Here is a 17,860-nt window from a genome sequence, read left to right on the forward strand (position 1 = left end):
CTGCACGCGCCGACCATTGGGAGACGATTCACGCCGACCACTCCCAGTCCTGAACCTCGACGGTTTCGCCCTCCGGAATCCCTTCTCGCTCTTCCGGCACCTCGACCCACCCGTCCGCGAGCGCGACGCTCGACAGCACGCCGGACCCGGAGGCCCGGGTCGGCGTGGCGCTCGTCTCACCGTCTCCGCCCTCGTCGTTCTCCAGTTGGACTCGGGCGAACGTCCGAATTCCGGGTTCGCTCCGAATTTTCCGGTCGAGGCGCGCCTCGGTCGTCGGGAACCCCTGTTCGGGAAGTCCGCCGACCCGCTTGAGGGCGGGCCGGAGGAACTGCACCGCGTTGACGATGCAGGCCACGGGATAGCCCGGCAACATCACGACGGGCGTCTCCTCGACCACGCCCACGGCGACCGGGTGGCCGGGCTTGAGTGCGACTCCGTGGAACAGAATCTCGCCGAGGTCCGAGACGACTTCGGGGAGTAAGTCGCGCTCGCCGACCGACGACCCGCCCGTCGTCACCACCACGTCTTTCGTCAGGTCGCGCTGAATCGCCGCCCGGAGCGCGTCCGGGTCGTCGGTCACCACGTCGCGGTAGGTCGCCTCGCCGCCCCACCGCTCGACGTAGCGCGAGACCGTCAGGCCGTTGGTCTCGACGACTTCGCCCGGACCGGGGTCGGACTGGACCAGTTCCTCGCCCGTCGGAATTACCCCGACCGTCGGTCGCTCGCGGACTTCGACGGTATCGACCCCGACCGACTTGAGCAGTCCCAAATCGGAGGGCCGCAGGCGGTGGCCGGGGTCGTAGAGGCGCTGGCCCGACTCCACGTCCTCGCCGACCGGCGCGACGTTCTCGCCCTCGGCCACGGCGTCGAAGACTTCGACCTCGGAACCGAACTCGTCCGTCTGCTCTATCATCACCACGGCGTCCGCGCCCGCGGGGAGTTCGCTCCCGGTGTGGACCCGGACCGCGGCGTTCGGGTGGACTTCGTCCGTGTCTCGAAGCACCTCGGGCGACCGGTCGCTCGCGCCGAAGGTGTCCTCGGCGCGGACCGCGTAGCCGTCCATCGCGGCCCGCGGGTAGTGGGGGACGTTCCGCGCGGCGACGACCTCCTCGGCCAGCACCCGGCCGTCGGCGGCGGCGAGTCGCACCTCCTCGGTCCGGTCGTGGGGCGCAATCGCGTCGAGGAGGCGCTCGCGGGCCTCGGCGACGCGAGTTTTGTCCTTGAATCCGGACTCCTTTCGGTCCGGTTGCTCTTCGCTCATGTCTGGAAATCGGCCGTCCGCGGGCAAAAACGTGTGGGAGTATCCTCTCGACGGAGAAATCACCGACTCTTGACGGCTCGATAGCCGAATATCACGGAGACACCGAGGAAACTGACTATACTAAGAACCATTTCGTCGGTGAGTTCGACATTCTCTACGATGGCGGCGACGACCACGAGAACGCCCGAAAGTGCGAACAATCCCCACTCCTGCGGACCGGTCAGGTGCCGTTCGATTCGGTCACGAAACATCCAGTACACCGAAAAGGCTGCTAGTGTGATGCCGAGGGGGAGACCCCATTTGCCGGGTGTCGCCCCGACTACGACGAATAGAACTACGAAGGCGATTGCGAGTATTATTTGTAATCCGAGTCGGAGTTGCGCTAAACTGTTTCCCCTAGCGCTGTCCTCTTCAGTTGTTTTCATTGACGTATCTCTACTTCTCCACACTATACCATATTTCTGTCGTGCTTCAGCATTCTCGCTATTAGATACTTCATTAATATTATCATCGATTGTGGTTAAAGATTATTTTTCATCATATAAATAGGGGCTTTCATCGTTATAGAAGCGTGAACTATGAGCAATGATAGTTAATTCATAGTCCCAAAATTTAATTTAATATGGTATTTAGCTCCATTTGCACTACGGAGGTAATCAAATGTCGAAGAAAGATAATGGTTCGGATGGTCTAAATCGGCGAAACATGCTCCGGAAGAGTGCTGCAGGTGCAACCGGCGGACTTCTCGGTTTGAGCCAAGCTACGGTAACGTGGGCAAAACCTACTGAGTCAGAGATAGAGCAACTGGAAAGCGAACCGAGTGTCCAAGCCGTTCTCAACAAAATCAATCGGTCAGAACTACCAAGTGATACGGAGAAAGTCTCTGGTACACTTGGAAAAGGTGAAGGTGAAAGTAAAATAGAATTTTGGGAAGGAAGCGTTGAATATGGGACGCTCACCGTCGGCAAAGTGAGCAATCACATCAACGTCATTTTCAGTTTTGATTATGATTCGATTTCGGAAGCCCCAGAACAGTTCCGCTCTATTCCTGCGGGGACGGACCCAATCGTGACCGCTCTTGGAGACAGAGCAATCGTGAAGCGGTCAACAACTGACCGAGAAGAACAGGCGATTCGAGCAACACTTCCCGTGACGGGAAGTGAAATGATTAGCTATACAACTTCCCTCTCCAGAGGATTCCTCGCCGAGGTTTTCACCAACATCGAAGGAGATGACGAACTGAATCGGCGACGGTTTATGATTAGGACTACCAACGCGGGGACTCATCCAGTCTATCAAGAATCCTCTGGAGCAATCGTAGAAGCAGACCCTGCAATCCAAGCAGAGGGAATAATCGATGACGTTGCAGACCTCATCGAGGACGGAGTGAACACCGATGCGGTCGAAGGCATCAAAGGAAGTCTCGGTGTCAAACCCTGGAAGCAGATACCAGATTCGGCGAAGAAAATAGAAAATCTCGGTAAAAGTGGTGTCAAAAGTGTCGTCGCGGCATCTATCCCGATGGCCTTAGATTCCGCCGGTGCTCACTGTGGTGCCGACTGCGCGGATTGTGCCATCTCGATTAAAACCTTGGCAACTGACTGCACTAAGTGTCGTATTTTCCTTACGACCTCAGTCTCAGCAATCGGTGCTGTGTCCGCAGTTCTTCTCATTGTTTGCATGTGGAACTTCTGTAATGTTCCGCGGGCGATAAACAAGTGCGACAAATGTCTTGACTGCGCCACCGAAAAAGTATAGATAATCTCTAAATACAGCTCATACAGATTGTTTTATCGCTTCTTAACCTATCGGGTTATCTTGAGAACTCTTCACGCGTCTTCAACCCGGTCAACTCTACGAGGACACGAGTAGTCGACCACACCCTTTTTCGCCCCTCCGTCCTAACACGCAAGTATGTCAGCGCTTCGTGAGGCCATGCGGGAGTTGCCGGACGCGGTGTTCGCCGACCTGCTGGAGAGCGACGACGCCTACCTGCTGGTCGTCGATCTCCCGGGTGCGAACGAGGAGACGGTGGACGTGAGCGTCACCGACGGGCGACTCGAAATCGAGCGCGCCGGGAGAAGGACGTACCGATGGAGTTCTCGTACCTACAGGAGGAGCGGTCGCTGTTTCTCGACGCCGACCTCCCGTTGCCGCCGGACGCCACCGGTGCGGGTGCGGAAGCGTCCATCGACCGGGGCGTGCTGGAACTGCGCCTACCCAAGCGCGACGCCACCCCGGAGCAGGAAATCCACATCGAGAGTCGGTGACCCCGCGGGGTGGTCACACTGGCTAACCTCCGTGCGTACCGGCGGTTCTTCGTCGTCGCGTACCACTTCCTGCCGCTCCTGCTGAGCTACGCCCGCGACAGACGCCGGTACTTGCTGTTCGGCAGTCCCCGCCGCGTCGATAGTCAGACGCGCATCGAGCGCGCCAACACCCTGCTGGAGTCGCTGCTGACGCTCGGCCCGACGTTCATCAAACTCGGCCAACTCCTCTCGACGCGTCCCGACGTCCTGCCGCCCGAGTACGTGGACGTGCTGTCGAAGCTACAGGACGAGGTGCCGCCAGCGCCGTGGGCCGGGGCGCGGGCCGTCCTCGAAGACGAACTCGGACCGGTCGAGGAACACTTCGACAACTTCGACACCGACGCCATCTCCGGCGCGAGTCTGGGGCAGGTCTACACCGCCGAGATAGACGGCGAGGAAGTGGCCGTGAAGATTCGACGGCCGAACATCGAGGAGTTGGTGAACGCCGACCTGCGCGTGATACGGTGGTCGCTGCCCGTTCTGCTCCGATTCCTCGGTCAGGCCCGGGCGTTCTCGCTGGAGAACCTCGCCGACGAGTTCGCCCGCACGATTCGACAGGAGATGGACTACGAACGGGAGGCCGCCATGCTCGAAGAGATTCGTTCGAACTTCGAGGGCGACGACGCCGTGGCGATTCCGTCGGTCTTCGACTCCCACTCCGGGCCGCGCGTGCTGACGATGGAGTACGTCTCCGGGACCAAGATAAACGACGTGGAGCAACTCGACGCCATGGGGGTGGACCGCCACGAACTCGCGGTCAACCTCCAGCGGGCCTACCTCCAGATGCTGCTCGAAGACGGGGTGTTCCACGCCGACCCGCACCCCGGTAACCTCTCGGTGCGCGACGACGGCACCATCGTCTTCTACGACTTCGGCATGTCGGGCCGGGTGGACGAGTTCGTCCAGAACAAGATTATCGACTTCTACATCGCCGTCGCCAATCAGGACATCGACGGGATTCTGGACGCCCTCGTCGAGATGGGCACGCTCAGTCCCGAGGCCGACCGGGCGACGATGGGGAAGGTGATGGAACTCGCCATCGAGGACGCCCGCGGCGAGGACATCGAGACCTACCGGGTCCAGCAGATAGTCGGACAGGTCGAGGACACCATCTACGAGTTCCCCCTGCGTCTCCCCTCGAACCTCGCGCTGGTCCTGCGCGTCGCCACCGTGGTCGAGGGCGTCTGCGTCACGCTCGACCCCGACTTCGACTTCATCTCGGTGGCGACCGACTACCTGACCGAGCAGGGCTACCGCGAGGAGTCGATAAAGCAGTTCGCCAGCGAGACCGGCGACCAGATTCAGCGGTCGGTTCAGTCGTCGGTCCGCGTCCCGCCGAAACTGGAGAGCGCGCTGGACCGCATCGACCGCGAGGACTTCCACATCCGGGCCGACGTCGAGGACGGGAGCGACGTGTTCGAGGTGCTGGCCAAGCGCCTCGTCTACGGGATGCTGTTGGCCTCCGGCGCGTTCTCGACCGCGTTCCTCTACGCGCTCACGAACGTCGAGGCCGCGGCGGTCGCGGCCGTCTTCTCGGTGGGCGTCGCGGCCCTGCTCTACCGGACCTTCCGCGAGCGCAGGGGAACGCGAGTGACCCCGCAGTTCACGCGCCACGAGATGCGACAGCGTCGGGGCGGGGACTGATGTCCGAGGTCACGGCCGAAACCTCCTCGAACACCGACGCCACCACGGGGACTGCCGACGTTGCAGAGACCGACACTAGCGCGGATACCGACGACAGCGAGACCACTACCGACACCGCCGACTGGTGGTGGACGCTCGTGGCCCTGAACCTCGCGGTGTTCGCCGGGTTGTTCCTCGGGAACCAAACGGCCCTCACGGTTCCGCCGTCGCTCGAATGGGTGCAGTTCCCGCTGAGTATCGTCGCGTTGACCGCTCCGGCGGTCGTCGCTATCGCCGTCCACTTCGACCGGAAGTTCGTCGCCGCGGTGTCCGACTGGGAACCCCGGTCGGAGTACGTCCTGCTCGGCGTGGCGATGTGGGTCGGTATCGGCGTTCCGCTCGCCGCGCTGTACCTCTATCGACGCCGCCAGTACGTCGGCGTCCCGTGATGTAATCGCGTCCTGAACCGTCTTCCGTCGCGGCCCCTCGCACCGTTCTCCGGCGGACCGTTCGGCGGTAGTCGCCCGAGTGAACTCGCCGTCGGTCACGTTATCCACCGGTCGTATTTTTAGGATAGCCAAAAACAGATTCATGTTTTGGAAACTCTTTTTTGCCAGTAGTGGGAATAGTCGCACATGGGACTACTGCAGAACCTCGTGTTGGTGTTCGTCGCGGGCCTCGTGACGGCACTTGCGACGGGACTCGGCGCGCTCCCGTTCTTCGTGGTCGACGACTTCAGTGACCGGTGGAACGTGGCGCTGTGGGGCCTCGCGTCGGGCATCATGGTGTCGGCGTCGCTGTTCGGACTCGTGAACGAGGGGCTGGCCTACGCGTCCGGCGGGTTCCCGACCCTGATGGTCGGCGGCCTGCTCGCGGGCGTCGCGCTCGTAGAAGTCGCCGACTGGGCGCTCGACGCCGTCGATATAGAAGGTAGTGACGAGCGCGGCCACGCCGCGGACGACGAACACGCTCACGAGACCGAAGCGGTCCACACCGACGGCGGTGGTCACGGCCACGACGACCACGCGCTGGAGGCTGAGGCGTTCGCGGAGGGCGACCTCCGGAAACTCGTCCTCATCCTCGGCATCCTGACCGTCCACAGTTTCCCCGAGGGGGTCGCGGTGGGCGTCTCGTTCGCGGAGTTGGGTCTCGAAGGCGGCATCCCCGTCCTCGGATTCTCGGTGCCTCTGCTGGCGGTGTTTATGACCATCGCCATCTCCATCCACAACGTCCCGGAGGGACTGGCGGTCTCCATCCCGATGCGCGCGATGGACGTGAGCAAGTGGCGGATGGTCGGCGCGGCGGTGTTCTCGAGTCTCCCCCAACCCATCGGCGCGGTCGTCGCCTTCGCGTTCGTCCGGTGGGCCAAGGAGTTCCTCCCCTTCGGTTTCGGATTCGCCGCGGGTGCGATGATATATCTGGTCGTCACGGAGTTCGTTCCCGAGGCGCTGGAGACCGGTGAGGAACTTCCGGGCGAGGGGCACAAGGAACTGCTGGCGGGACTCGCTCTCGGCGTCGCGGCGATGGTCCCGCTGATGTACGTCTGAGCCGTCTTCGCCTGCGCTCGCGGCGACGGTGGCCAGCGAGCCTTTTGCCGGAACCGTCGTCGCTGTGAGCATGGAGTTCGATTGGGGACTCGACCGCAATCAGGTCGCGTGGGGACTACTCGGCGTACTCGTGGTGTCCGTACTCGTCATAGTCGTGTTGGAGTTGGTCGGGACGCTGGGGTTCGCGGTGTTCCTATACTACGCCCTGCGACCCGCCGAGGAGCGGTTCGAGGAGCGGTTCGGCGACCACCCGGACGTCCCGCCGACGCTGTCGCTGTTGCTCGTCGGCATCCCGTTCCTGCTCATCGTGGGGTACACCGGACTGGTCGCGTTCCGGGAGGTCTGTCAGGTCATCAACTCCCGCCAGATTCAGTGGGCACAGCAGTACCTCAGACCGTTCACGTCCGGGGCGTCGTGTATCAACATACAGGGGGCCGCGAGACAGCTAATCGGTGTCCCTGCCGGTCAGGGCGGCCCACAGGCCGCCGGGCAGGGCGGCGCGCAAGCTACCGCCGGGTTCACTGATACCCTCAGGCAGTACGCCACGCTCCTATTCAAAATTCTCGTTCGGGTGTTCATCGTGGTGGTCGTGGCGTTCTACCTCCTGCGCGACGACGAGGAGATAGCGGGGTGGTTCCGGAAGAGCTTCGACTACGACGACGCGGTGATGGACTTCACAGAACGGGTGGACCGCGACCTCGAACACATCTTCTTCGGCAACCTGCTCACTATCGTCGTGACCACGGTCATCGCAGTCGCCGTCTACCTCGCCCTCGATATGGTCGTCCCCGCGGGCGACATCGCGCGTCCGATTCTGCTCGGGTTGGCGACCGGCGTCGCCGTCATCATCCCCATCGTCGGAATGAAAATCGTCTACGTCCCCTACGCCGTCTGGCTGTTGATACAGGCGACCGGGAAGGGGAGTGCGATGCCCGTCTGGTTTCCCGTCCTCTACTTCGCGGTCACGTTCGTCGTCGTCGATACAATTCCGGACTTCTGGATTCGGTCGTTCCTCTCGGCGGGCCGACTCACGCTCGGGATGATTATGCTCGCGTACGTCCTCGGCACCGTGGTGTTCGGCTGGTCGGGGCTGTTCATCGGTCCCATCGTCCTCACGGTCGGCTATCACTTCGCCGACGCGGTCTTCCCGAAACTGGTGGCGGGTCACGCGGTGTAACGCGCCCGTCACCGACCCCGGTGCTGCCCCTTTCCGTAACTTTACGCCCTCGGACATCGACTCCCGCCCATGGACATCGCACCGTTCGAACTCGAACGCTGGTTCGCCGAGTACGAACACGAGGCCGACATCATGCTCGCCGAGAGCGGAATCCGGAGTCTGGAGGCCGACCGATTCGACCTCGACCCCGGCAAACTCGACTACGTCATCCCGACCGACGGCGACCCCGAACTGCGGGCCGAACTGGCCGACCGGTACGACAGGGAGGCCGACGAAGTGCTGTTCACCTGCGGGGCGCAGGAGGCCAACTTCCTCGCGTTCCTCTCGCTGATGGGCGAAGACGAGGCGCTCGGCGGTGACGCCGCCGCATCCGGGTCCGCCGAGCAGACTCCCCACGCCGTCGTCGTCACGCCGACCTATCAGGCGCTCCACGCCGTACCGGAGGCCCTCGGCGACGTGAGTCGCGTCTGGCTCGAACCGCCCGAGTGGGAACTCGACGTGGACGCCGTGGCCGACGCGATTCGGCCCGAAACCTCGGTCGTCGTCCTCAACAATCCGAACAATCCGACCGGGCGTTACCACCCCGAGGAGAAGGTCCGGGAACTCTACGACGTCGCGGCCGACAACGACGCCTACCTGCTCTGCGACGAGGTGTACCGACTCCTCTCCGACGACCCGCTTCCGCCGGTCGCGAGCATGGGCGAGTACGGCATCAGTACCGCGAGTCTCACGAAGGCCTACGGTCTCGCTGGCCTGCGGTTCGGTTGGATAGTCGGTCCGGAGGCGGTCGTCGAACGGGCGTGGCAGTGGAAGGACTACACCACAATCTCGCCGTCCATCTTCGGGCAGCATCTCGCCGAGCAGGCGCTCGGCGAGCGCGAGCAACCCATCCTCGACGAGAACCGCACGTTGGCCGCACACAACTGCGAGCGCGTCCGGGAGTTCGTCACCGAGTACGACCTGTCGTGGTACGACCCCGTCGGCGTTAACGGTTTCGTGTCGATTCCGGCCGGGTTCGACGGGAGCAAGGAGTTCTGTCGAACGGTCGTCGAAGAGGAGAGCGTCGTCCTCGCGCCGGGCGACCTGTTCGGCTACGACGACTACTTCCGCATCGGATTCGGGCTGCCGACGGACGAACTCGAAGAGGGCCTGTCCCGCGTCGGCGACTGCATCGAGCGCCACTCGTAGGCCGACCCGACTCTGCAACCGCTGGGATTCGGGAAACGGCCTCAGAACCGATTTTAAAAATTCTAGTCGGTTCTGGTACCTTAATAAAACGTCCTCGCCCCTCCGTGAAACGACGGGAAACCAGGGCGCTGGGAGTAAAACCCGCGAAATATCTCTAACGCTCTCACCGTTATATGGTGTCGGGACGCCAAGGGATGAACAAGCAATGTCGAACGCGCCCTCCCCACTCGGTAACGAACGAACGATTCGGCTTCCAGACGACACTCGCTCCGAACTGCGAAACGGCGTGACGTCCACGCTCGGACGACTCGGCGCTCCGCTCCAGTTCGCGGGGTTCTGGTCCGCCGTGGTCCTCCCGCTGGCGTATCTCCCGATGCTCACTGGCGGTTTCACCGCCGGGGAGCGCTCGACGTTCGCCGTCCTGCTCGCTGTCCACGCCCTCGCACTCGTCGCAGGTCACGGCTACCGAGACGACTGACGACCGACTCCTCCGAGTGGTTGACGGTCCCTTCGCACTCTCACGCCCTCTGCTACATGCAGTGCACTACTGCCCGCCCTGTCTAGGCGACACGTTCCTCGAACTACTGGGTTCTCAACTTTCTGATGCTCTGCGTCGCTGCGACACCCCGTATCCGGGGAAATCCCATTCCAAACGGTTTATACTATCCCGGACGCTATCCGGGCGTATGGCAAAAGAGCAGAAGGAAGTACGGGACCTGCAGGAAGGCAACTACGTGATGATTGACGATGCGGCGTGCGAAATCAACTCCTACAGCACGGCCAAACCGGGTAAGCACGGCAGTGCCAAGGCTCGTATCGAGGCCGAAGGCGTCTTCGACGGCAAGAAGCGAAGCCTCTCCCAGCCAGTCGACGCCAAGATTTGGGTCCCCATCATCAACCGCAAACAGGGTCAGGTCGTCTCCGTCGAGAGCGACAACGTGGCGCAGGTCATGGACCTCGAAACCTACGAGACCATTACCATCAAGACGCCCGACGACGTGGACCTCTCGCCCGACGACGAAATCGAGTACCTCCAATTGGAAGAACAGCGGAAGATTCTCCAGTAGATGTTCCCCGGCGCGTCCGCCGACCGCGAGGAAGCGGCCTACGTGGTGGTGGGTGCGCCGCTCGACGTTTCGACGACGTTCCAACCCGGGACGCGGTTCGGTCCCGACCGAATCCGCCGATTCTCGCGGACGTACGACGACTACGACGCCCGAACCGACCTGTACTTCTCTCAACTCTCCGTCCACGACCACGGCGACGTCCGGGCGTGGGACGACGCCGCGGAGTATCTGGAGTATCTGGAAGGAGTGTTGACCGACGTGCGATGGGACGACGCCGTCCCGCTCACGCTCGGGGGCGAACACACGGTCACGCTCGCGGGCGTCCGGGCGGCCGCCCCCGACACCTTCGTCTGTCTCGACGCCCACCTCGACCTGCGCGAGGAGTACGACGGCAACGAACTCAGTCACGCCACCGTGACTCGTCACGTCCTCGACATCGCCGACGAAGCCGTGATTCTCGGCGTGAGAACCGGGAGCGAAGCGGAGTACGAGCGCGCCGGCGAGTCGGACGTGACGGTCGTCCCGCCGGAAGCGGTGGCCGACTGGACGCCGGCGTTCGGCGACGACGAGTCGGTCTATCTCAGCGTCGACATCGACGGCGCCGACCCCGGTTTCGCGCCCGGGACGGGGACGATGGAACCGTTCGGACTGAACCCCAGAGAGATGCGCGACGTGGTACGCGACGTAGCCGAGACCGGGTCTGTCGCCGGTTTCGACGTGGTCGAGGTCAACGACCGCGACGACGGACAGGCCGCGGCGCTCGCCGGGAAGTTGCTCCGGGAGTTCGTCTTCTCGGACGCCGCGAAGTCGGACGAGTAGGCCCCTCGATTCCGCATGCCAGAAGCCGTCGTAATCGACAGCCGATACGTTTTTCCGACTCTAATCGGCCAACCGGGACTCCTCCTAGTGTGAGACCGTGGCGGAGCGGTGCTGTGCGGTTGCTGTCTCACTGGCTCACGCAATAGCTAGCTCTTTCCACCTATCCACTCGGTCTCCCCTTCGAATCCCAACTACCTCCACAGCACCAACTCCACCTCCGACGACTGGTCGAACGCGAAGAGATACAGATACAAGCCGCTCCGCGACTCACACCGAACCAGACCAATGAACCTCGCCGAACTCACCGCGCGATACGACGACGAGTTACGGACCAGCGACTTCGCCGACGTAGACGCCAGCGCCAACGGCCTACAGGTCGGTCCCGACCACCGCGAGGTCGAGACGGTCGCGTTCGCGGTGGACGCCGCCGAACAGACCGTCGAGGCCGCGGCCGAGCGCGGGGCGGACGCGCTGGTCACCCACCACGGTCTCTCGTGGGGCGGCATCGAGCGCGTGACCGGCCGCCAGTACGACCGCATCGCGCCCCTGATAGAGAACGACGTGGCGCTGTACGTCTCGCACCTCCCGCTCGACGCCCACCCCGAACTGGGCAACGCCGCGGGACTGGCCGACCTGCTCGGCCTCGAAGACCGCGAGCCGTTCGGCCGGATGGGTCCCGAACACGTCGGCCAGCGCGGCCGCGCGCCGGACCCGATTCCGACCGACCGCCTGCGCGAGACGCTGAAAACCGAACTCGACCACTTCGGACAGGGCGTGCGCGTCCTCGACTTCGGTCCCGAGCGAATCGAGGACGTGGCCATCGTGACCGGGAGCGGCGTCGATTGGCTGGACGAGGCGGTCGAGAACGACGTGGACGCCCTCGTCACGGGGGAAGGCAAGCAGAAGGCCTACCACGAGGCGCGCGAGGCCGGACTCACCGTCTTCCTCGCCGGCCACTACGCGACCGAGACGTTCGGCGTGCAGTCGCTCCAGACGCTGGCCGAGGAGTGGGGTCTCGAAACGACCTACGTCGATGCGCCGACCGGGTTGTGACGGCGCGATGAACCTCGATGCGCTCCGTTCGACTCGTCGAGGACGGTGGATGCGGGCGGCGCTGACGGTGGCGCTGCTCGGACTGGCCGCCGCCGTCGCGCTCACGCAGGGCGGCGTCTTACCCGCCTCGCTGGGGGTCGTCCTCGGCCTGTTCGCCTCGGTCGCGCTGTACCGCTATTTGGCCCGGAATCGCGGCGAGTAGCAGTGTCCGAACTGCGCGATACGTGCCCGAACTGAGCGGCGTTCAGGCGCTGTGCCGTTCGAGGAACCGCCGAACCGGCGCGACGAGGTCCGGACCGACCTCCTCGGGGACGAAGTGGCCGACCCGGTCGTAAACGACCCGTGAGGCGTCCGGGAACAGCGCCTCCCACCGCCGGAGAAGCGGTCCCTGAATCGGGTCGCGCGCCCCCCAGAGGAGCAACGCCGGGGTTCCGGTGAGAGCCGACCGGCGGTCCCAGAGGTCGGCGAGCCAGTCGCCCGACGCGAGGAGTTCCCGGAGGAACGTCCACGACCCGACGCGGTCCGCGGGCGACCCCAGCGGCGCGGTGTACTGGCGGTACGCCGTCTCGTCCACGCCGAGACCCGCGATGTGGGGGAGACCGACTGCCGCCCGGGCGAAAGCGTTGTGCCTGAGTACGAGGTGTTTCCCACGGGATTGGCGGCGGTCCGTCCGATAATCCGTGGGAGCAGGCGCTCGCGCGGCCACATCCACGTGTTCATCAGCACTATCTCCGAGACCGCGTCCGGGTTGCGCGTGGCGTAGTCGAGTCCGAGCGGGCCGCCCCAGTCGTGACCGACGACGACCGCGTCTTGCAGGTCCAGCGCGTCGAACAGGCGTTCGACGACCCGGGCGTGGTCGGCCGGGCGGTACGAGAACGACGACGGCGATGGCTTCTCCGAGAGACCGAATCCGAGCAGGTCGGGCACGACGCACCGGTACTCGTCGGAGAGACCGCCGAGGAGGTGGCGATAGAGGAACGACCACGTCGGGTTACCGTGGAGCATCACCACCGGGCGACCCTCCCCCTCGTCGGCGTAGTGGACCCGACCCTCCGGGAGGTCGAGCCAGTTCGCGTCGAACGGATACCGAGTTCGGTCGAGCCAGTCCGGACGGCGGTGTCGGTCGGTCTCGGTCGGCGAGTCGCTCATGCTCTCGCCCATGACGCGGCGAAACAACTCTCTTATCGCTCCGCTCCGACTATCGTCGGCGCTGGTCGCTCGAACTGCTCGACTCCGAACCGGGACGATGTCGGGGAACGACCACGACCCACCCGCAAAGGGATAATATTAAAAGCCCCCCGTTCAACTTGAAATACGTGTCCGCCGGGTTTCAACGACCCGCGAAGGTCGCCGAAGCTACGGTCACGCGACGGTTCTCGGCGGAGACGGGCCGCGGCCAACCGGCCCCGACAGCCGACCCTCGGGTACGGCTAATTGAACCGCCGCTGGCGCTCGACCACCGTCACGCGGGCCCCCGCGGTAGTTGGCATTACAGTTTTTAGCGTACAACCGTGTAAGCTTACACGTGTATACCATCCGACGGGTATCAGACTGCGATTATCAGCGTTGATACGAACACCTACGCTTATTTTTCTACGATTCATATTCGTTTTCGAGAACAACCAAGATGGGACACACATGGCCATTTCTGGGAAAGATACGACGCAGCTACGCACTTAAACTCGCTATCGCACTGGTATCAATCGTCGCAGTTACTGTCGCAGTCGGCGCGCTGGTACAGGCCCAGACCGCCGACGAGGTTCGGGCCGACGTGCAGGAGGAGTTGACGACCCTCTCGAACTCGCGGGCCGACAACCTCGACACTTGGCTGTCGAGCGTGAAGGTACAGACGAAACTGACTTCTCGTGACGCCGCGTTACGGAGCGGCGACACCGACCGCATCCGGGGGCATCTGAAGGGGATGGTCGCCGACGGGAACGTCCCCGATGGCGTCGTCGCTGTCCACTACTACGACGCCGCCGAGGGAACCATCGTGACCAGTTCGAACGACGCAATGGCCGGGGTCAGTCCGGCCGAGCAGGGCGCGCCGTTCGCCGCCGACCCGCCGACGTTCGACGGCCGGAACGACGTGTACGTCTCTAAACCGTTTCGAGTGCCGGTCGTCGATTTCCCGGTCGTCGCGGTGATGTCGCCGGTTCCCAATCAGTCGGACAAACGAGTTATCTACATGATAAACATCGAGAACCGGACCAAATCGCTGACCGGCGGCGTCGAAGGCGGTTACACGGTCGTTCTCAACTCGACCGGCCACTACCTCGCTCACCCCAACGAGAGCAAACTGCTGTCGAGTCACCACGGCGGGGCGGACAACCCCGCGGTGCGGGCCGGTCGCGCCGGGAAGTCCGGATTCACCCGGATGGACGGCGGCATGCTGATGGGGTACTCCCCGATGGAGTCGTCCGACTGGGTGGTCGTCGTCCACGCGCCGGCGAGCGAGGCGTACGCCCTGAGCGACTCGGTCACTTCGAACATCATCGGTCTCATCCTGCTGGCGGTCGTGAGCCTCGCGCTCGTCGGGGTCACCATCGGCAGTAACACCGTCATCGCGCTCCGGCAACTCTCCAGCAAAGCAGACGCGATGGCCGGTGGTGACTTGCAGGTGGACTTGGAGACCAAGCGGCGCGACGAGTTCGGGTCGCTGTACGACTCGTTCGCTCGGATGCGCGACTCGCTACACGAGCAGATACGCGAGGCCGAAACCGCGCGCGACGAGGCCGAAGAGGCCCGAGAGAGCGCCGAGGAGGCCCGCCGAGAGGCCGAGAGTCGCCGCGAGGAGGCCGAGGCGCTGTCGGGGCACCTCGAAACCAAGGCCAACCACTACGAGAACGTGATGGACGCGGCCGCAGACGGCGACCTCAGCGTTCGGGTCGACACCGAGAGCCGGAGCGACGCGATGGTCGCCATCGGTTCCTCGCTCAACGACATGCTGGACGACATCGAGCGGACCGTGGCGAACGTCAAGCGGTTCGCCTCCCACGTCTCGAACGCGGTCGTGGACGTGGAGAGCAGCGCCGAGGAGGTGATGGCGACCGGCGAGGAGGTCAGCGACTCGGTGGGTGAAATCTCCGAGGGTGCGGCCCACCAGACCGAGCAACTCGGCGACGTCGCCAGCGAGATGAACACCCTGTCGGCCAGCGCCCAGCAGGTCGCCGCGACCGTGGACGACGTGGCCGCCACCTCCGAGCAGGCCGCGGCCGCCGGCGAACTCGGCAAGGGGGCCGCCGAGGAGGCGCTCTCGGAGATGGACGCGGTCGAGGCCGCGACCGAGCGGACCGCCGCCGAAATCGAGGAACTCGACGCCGAGATGGAGGCCATCGGCGACATCGTGGAGGTCATCACCGAAATCGCCGAGCAGACCAACATGCTCGCGCTCAACGCCTCCATCGAGGCCGCGCGGACCGACGCCGAAGGCGACGGGTTCGCCGTGGTCGCCGACGAGGTGAAGAACCTCGCGGAGGAGACCAAGGAGTCGGCGGCCGAAATCGAGGGCCGCATCGAACGCGTCCAAGAGAAGACCGCCCAGTCCGTGGAGGGGATGACCGAGACCAGCGAGCGCATCAGCGCCGGGGTCGAGACGGTCGAAGGTGCCATCGACGCGCTGGAGGAGATAGCGGAGTACGTCGAGGAGACCGACAGTCGGATTCAGGAGATTCAGTCGGCGACCGAGAATCAGGCCGAGTCCTCGAGCGCGGTCGTCCAGATGGTGGACGAGGTGGCGTCGATTAGCGAGGAGACGACGAGTCAGGCCGAGTCCGTCTCGGAGGCCGCCGAGGCCCAGACAGAGACGCTGGCGGACGTTCGCGACGACGCCGACGACCTCGCGGAGCGAGCGGCCGAACTCTCGCAGTTGCTCGACGACTTCCGGGTCACGCGCGGGGCCGGGCCGATGGACGACACCGACTTCCAGACCGCGGAGGTGAACGACTGATGATAGAACTCATCGACGTCTGGTTCCTGCTCGGCACGCTCGGCATGACTGTCGGAACCGTCTACCCGCTGTGGCGTCTCGCCACCGAGCGCCGGTACGGGTCTCACTACGCAGTACTGGCTGCCGTGACGGGATTCGCGGCCGTGGCGTACCTCGCGATGGCACTCGGGATGGGGAAGGTACAGGCCAACGGCAGTGCGCTGTACCTCCCGCGGTATCTCGACTGGCTGGTGACGACGCCGCTGTTGGTGCTGTACCTCGGAATGCTGTGTCGGCCCGAGCGCAAGGTCTACGCCGCGCTGGTCGGCGTGGACGTTCTCGTCATCGGGTCGGGCGTGGTCGCGGGCCTGCTCGCGGCACCGTACAACTACGTCGCGTATCTCGTCGGCTGTGTGGCCTACGTGGGTCTGCTCTACCTGCTGCTCAGCGTGCTTCCCCGGCAGGCGACCCTGCACGGGGACCGCGTTGACGCGGTGTTCACGAAGCTACGGAACCTGACCGTGGTGTTGTGGACGCTCTACCCCGTCGTGTGGATTCTCGGCCCGCTCGGGGTCGGCCTGCTCCAGACGGGGACCGAAGTGATGGTCGTCACGTACCTCGACCTCATCAGTAAGGTCGGGTTCGTGTTCATGGCCGTCAACGGGTCGGACGCGCTCGACCAACTCCGGACGGGGGCGGCGCTGGCCGACCCCGCGGACGCGGGCGACGAGCGCGCTCCGGCGGCGGACTGACGGACGCCGTTCGAGTGCGGTCCCTTTCTCGCTGCTTCCGTAATCGCGGCGTTCAAGCGTCTGGACCGACCAGCACTCCACATGACCGACGACCACGACGGCCACGAAGACGGCCACCGCGAAGCGTTCCACCACGACCCCATCGGCCACGCCGAGGTCCGGGCGGGCATGACCGTCGGCGAGTTGGCCGAATCGTACGGCGACGCCGGTATCGGTGCGGCCGACATCCACGAGGCGGTGGACATCTACGCCGAGATGCTGGGCGACGACGACGTGACCAACTTCTTCGGTCTCGCGGGCGCGATGGTGCCGACCGGGATGCGCCGCATCGTCGCCGAACTCATCCGCGACGGTCACATCGACGCGCTGGTGACGACCGGCGCGAACCTGACCCACGACGCCATCGAGGCCATCGGCGGCAAGCACCACCACGGGCAGGTTCACGCCGAGGACAAGACCGAGCGCGAGCACGACGAGCAACTGCGCGACGAGGAGGTGGACCGGATTTACAACGTCTACCTCCCGCAGGAACACTTCGCGCTGTTCGAGAACCATCTGCGCTCGGCAGTCTTCCCCGAACTGGAGGACGAGGACGGCGGTGCGGTCAGCATCCAGCGACTGACGGCGGAACTGGGCCGAGCGAACAGCGAGGTCAACGAGAGCGAGAGTGTCGAGGAGGACGCGGGGGTCGCGGCCGCGGCCTACGAGAACGACGTGCCGATTTACTGCCCGGCGATTCAGGACTCGGTGCTGGGCTTGCAGGCGTGGATGTACTCCCAGACCGCCGACTTCACGCTCGACGCGCTGGCCGACATGACGACCATCACCGACCAGGCCTTCGAAGCCGAGAAAGCGGGTGCGATGGTGGTCGGCGGGGGCGTGCCCAAGAACTACGTCCTCCAGACCATGCTGGTCTCGCCGGAGGCCTACGACTACGCGGTCCAGTTGACGATGGACCCGCCCCAGACCGGCGGTCTCTCGGGCGCGACGCTGGACGAGGCCCGGTCGTGGGGCAAACTGGAGAAGGCCGCGCGCAACGCCTCGGTCTACGCCGACGCGACGATTACGCTCCCCCTCGTGGTCGCGGCGGCCCGCGAGCGAATCGAAGACGCGGAGTGAGCGGACCGTCGCTGTTG

Annotated in this window: 17 protein-coding genes and 1 pseudogene; 15 read left to right on the plus strand and 3 right to left on the minus strand. The window is 64.3% G+C overall.

Features of this window, described 5'->3' with window-relative positions; all coding sequences use genetic code 11:
• Positions 1–28: 28 nt before the first annotated feature.
• Positions 29–1,261: a gephyrin-like molybdotransferase Glp gene (gene glp, locus FXF75_RS04335; protein ID WP_163520289.1), complete on the minus strand. Its 1,233-nt coding sequence runs from the start codon at positions 1,259–1,261 to the stop codon at positions 29–31.
• 59 nt (positions 1,262–1,320) lie between these two features.
• The gene (locus FXF75_RS04340) at positions 1,321–1,686 is read right to left on the minus strand and encodes an aminoglycoside phosphotransferase (protein ID WP_163520290.1); all 366 of its coding nucleotides are present in this window, start codon (positions 1,684–1,686) and stop codon (positions 1,321–1,323) included.
• A gap of 235 nt (positions 1,687–1,921) precedes the next feature.
• Here FXF75_RS04340 and FXF75_RS04345 point away from each other — a divergent pair, with 235 nt between their 5' ends.
• The 12 genes and pseudogenes from FXF75_RS04345 to FXF75_RS04400 all read left to right on the plus strand — a co-directional run bounded on the left by FXF75_RS04345 (position 1,922) and on the right by FXF75_RS04400 (position 12,246).
• Positions 1,922–3,019: a hypothetical protein gene (locus FXF75_RS04345; RefSeq protein ID WP_163520291.1), complete on the plus strand. Its 1,098-nt coding sequence runs from the start codon at positions 1,922–1,924 to the stop codon at positions 3,017–3,019.
• A gap of 156 nt (positions 3,020–3,175) precedes the next feature.
• Positions 3,176–3,531 (plus strand): annotated as a pseudogene (locus tag FXF75_RS04350) (Hsp20/alpha crystallin family protein).
• A 9-nt stretch (positions 3,532–3,540) separates the two neighbouring features.
• Positions 3,541–5,214 (plus strand): AarF/ABC1/UbiB kinase family protein, encoded by a 1,674-nt coding sequence (locus FXF75_RS04355; RefSeq protein WP_163520292.1) that lies wholly within the window; start codon positions 3,541–3,543, stop codon positions 5,212–5,214.
• Positions 5,214–5,642 (plus strand): hypothetical protein, encoded by a 429-nt coding sequence (locus FXF75_RS04360; protein WP_205427178.1) that lies wholly within the window; start codon positions 5,214–5,216, stop codon positions 5,640–5,642. Before FXF75_RS04355 ends, FXF75_RS04360 begins: the two co-directional genes overlap by 1 nt.
• Positions 5,643–5,828: 186 nt before the next feature.
• Positions 5,829–6,740, plus strand: coding sequence for a ZIP family metal transporter (locus FXF75_RS04365; RefSeq protein WP_163520293.1), 912 nt, complete (start codon positions 5,829–5,831; stop codon positions 6,738–6,740).
• Between the two features lie 70 nt (positions 6,741–6,810).
• Positions 6,811–7,917 carry an AI-2E family transporter gene (locus tag FXF75_RS04370; RefSeq protein ID WP_163520294.1) on the plus strand — a complete coding sequence of 369 codons (1,107 nt, stop codon included), beginning with the start codon at positions 6,811–6,813 and terminating at the stop codon, positions 7,915–7,917.
• Positions 7,918–7,986: 69 nt separating this feature from the next.
• Positions 7,987–9,105, plus strand: coding sequence for an aminotransferase class I/II-fold pyridoxal phosphate-dependent enzyme (locus FXF75_RS04375; RefSeq protein ID WP_163520295.1), 1,119 nt, complete (start codon positions 7,987–7,989; stop codon positions 9,103–9,105).
• 205 nt (positions 9,106–9,310) lie between these two features.
• Positions 9,311–9,583: a hypothetical protein gene (locus FXF75_RS04380; RefSeq protein WP_205427180.1), complete on the plus strand. Its 273-nt coding sequence runs from the start codon at positions 9,311–9,313 to the stop codon at positions 9,581–9,583.
• A 208-nt stretch (positions 9,584–9,791) separates the two neighbouring features.
• On the plus strand, positions 9,792–10,172 hold the full coding sequence (locus tag FXF75_RS04385; protein ID WP_163520296.1) for a translation initiation factor IF-5A: 381 nt from the start codon (positions 9,792–9,794) through the stop codon (positions 10,170–10,172).
• On the plus strand, positions 10,173–10,991 hold the full coding sequence (gene speB / locus FXF75_RS04390; RefSeq protein WP_163520297.1) for an agmatinase: 819 nt from the start codon (positions 10,173–10,175) through the stop codon (positions 10,989–10,991). It abuts the gene before it with no gap.
• Positions 10,992–11,276: 285 nt separating this feature from the next.
• Positions 11,277–12,044 (plus strand): Nif3-like dinuclear metal center hexameric protein, encoded by a 768-nt coding sequence (locus FXF75_RS04395; protein WP_163520298.1) that lies wholly within the window; start codon positions 11,277–11,279, stop codon positions 12,042–12,044.
• A gap of 7 nt (positions 12,045–12,051) precedes the next feature.
• Positions 12,052–12,246, plus strand: coding sequence for a hypothetical protein (locus FXF75_RS04400; RefSeq protein WP_163520299.1), 195 nt, complete (start codon positions 12,052–12,054; stop codon positions 12,244–12,246).
• Here FXF75_RS04400 and FXF75_RS23440 read toward each other — a convergent pair.
• A complete protein-coding gene (locus tag FXF75_RS23440) occupies positions 12,219–13,205 on the minus strand; it encodes an alpha/beta fold hydrolase (RefSeq protein WP_375335526.1) in 987 nt (328 codons plus the stop codon). The two genes, FXF75_RS04400 and FXF75_RS23440, sit on opposite strands and share 28 nt — an antisense overlap.
• 466 nt (positions 13,206–13,671) lie before the next feature.
• Between FXF75_RS23440 and FXF75_RS04410 the strand changes: the two genes are divergently transcribed.
• The 3 genes from FXF75_RS04410 to FXF75_RS04420 all read left to right on the plus strand — a co-directional run bounded on the left by FXF75_RS04410 (position 13,672) and on the right by FXF75_RS04420 (position 17,843).
• Positions 13,672–15,993, plus strand: a complete 2,322-nt coding sequence (locus FXF75_RS04410) for a methyl-accepting chemotaxis protein (RefSeq protein WP_163520300.1) — start codon at positions 13,672–13,674, stop codon at positions 15,991–15,993.
• Positions 15,993–16,724 carry a bacteriorhodopsin gene (locus FXF75_RS04415; protein ID WP_163520301.1) on the plus strand — a complete coding sequence of 244 codons (732 nt, stop codon included), beginning with the start codon at positions 15,993–15,995 and terminating at the stop codon, positions 16,722–16,724. Before FXF75_RS04410 ends, FXF75_RS04415 begins: the two co-directional genes overlap by 1 nt.
• A gap of 81 nt (positions 16,725–16,805) precedes the next feature.
• Positions 16,806–17,843 carry a deoxyhypusine synthase gene (locus FXF75_RS04420; RefSeq protein WP_163520302.1) on the plus strand — a complete coding sequence of 346 codons (1,038 nt, stop codon included), beginning with the start codon at positions 16,806–16,808 and terminating at the stop codon, positions 17,841–17,843.
• Positions 17,844–17,860 lie beyond the last annotated feature (17 nt).

This window comes from Halorussus sp. MSC15.2 (genome assembly GCF_010747475.1).
Classification (GTDB): Archaea; Halobacteriota; Halobacteria; order Halobacteriales; family Haladaptataceae; genus Halorussus.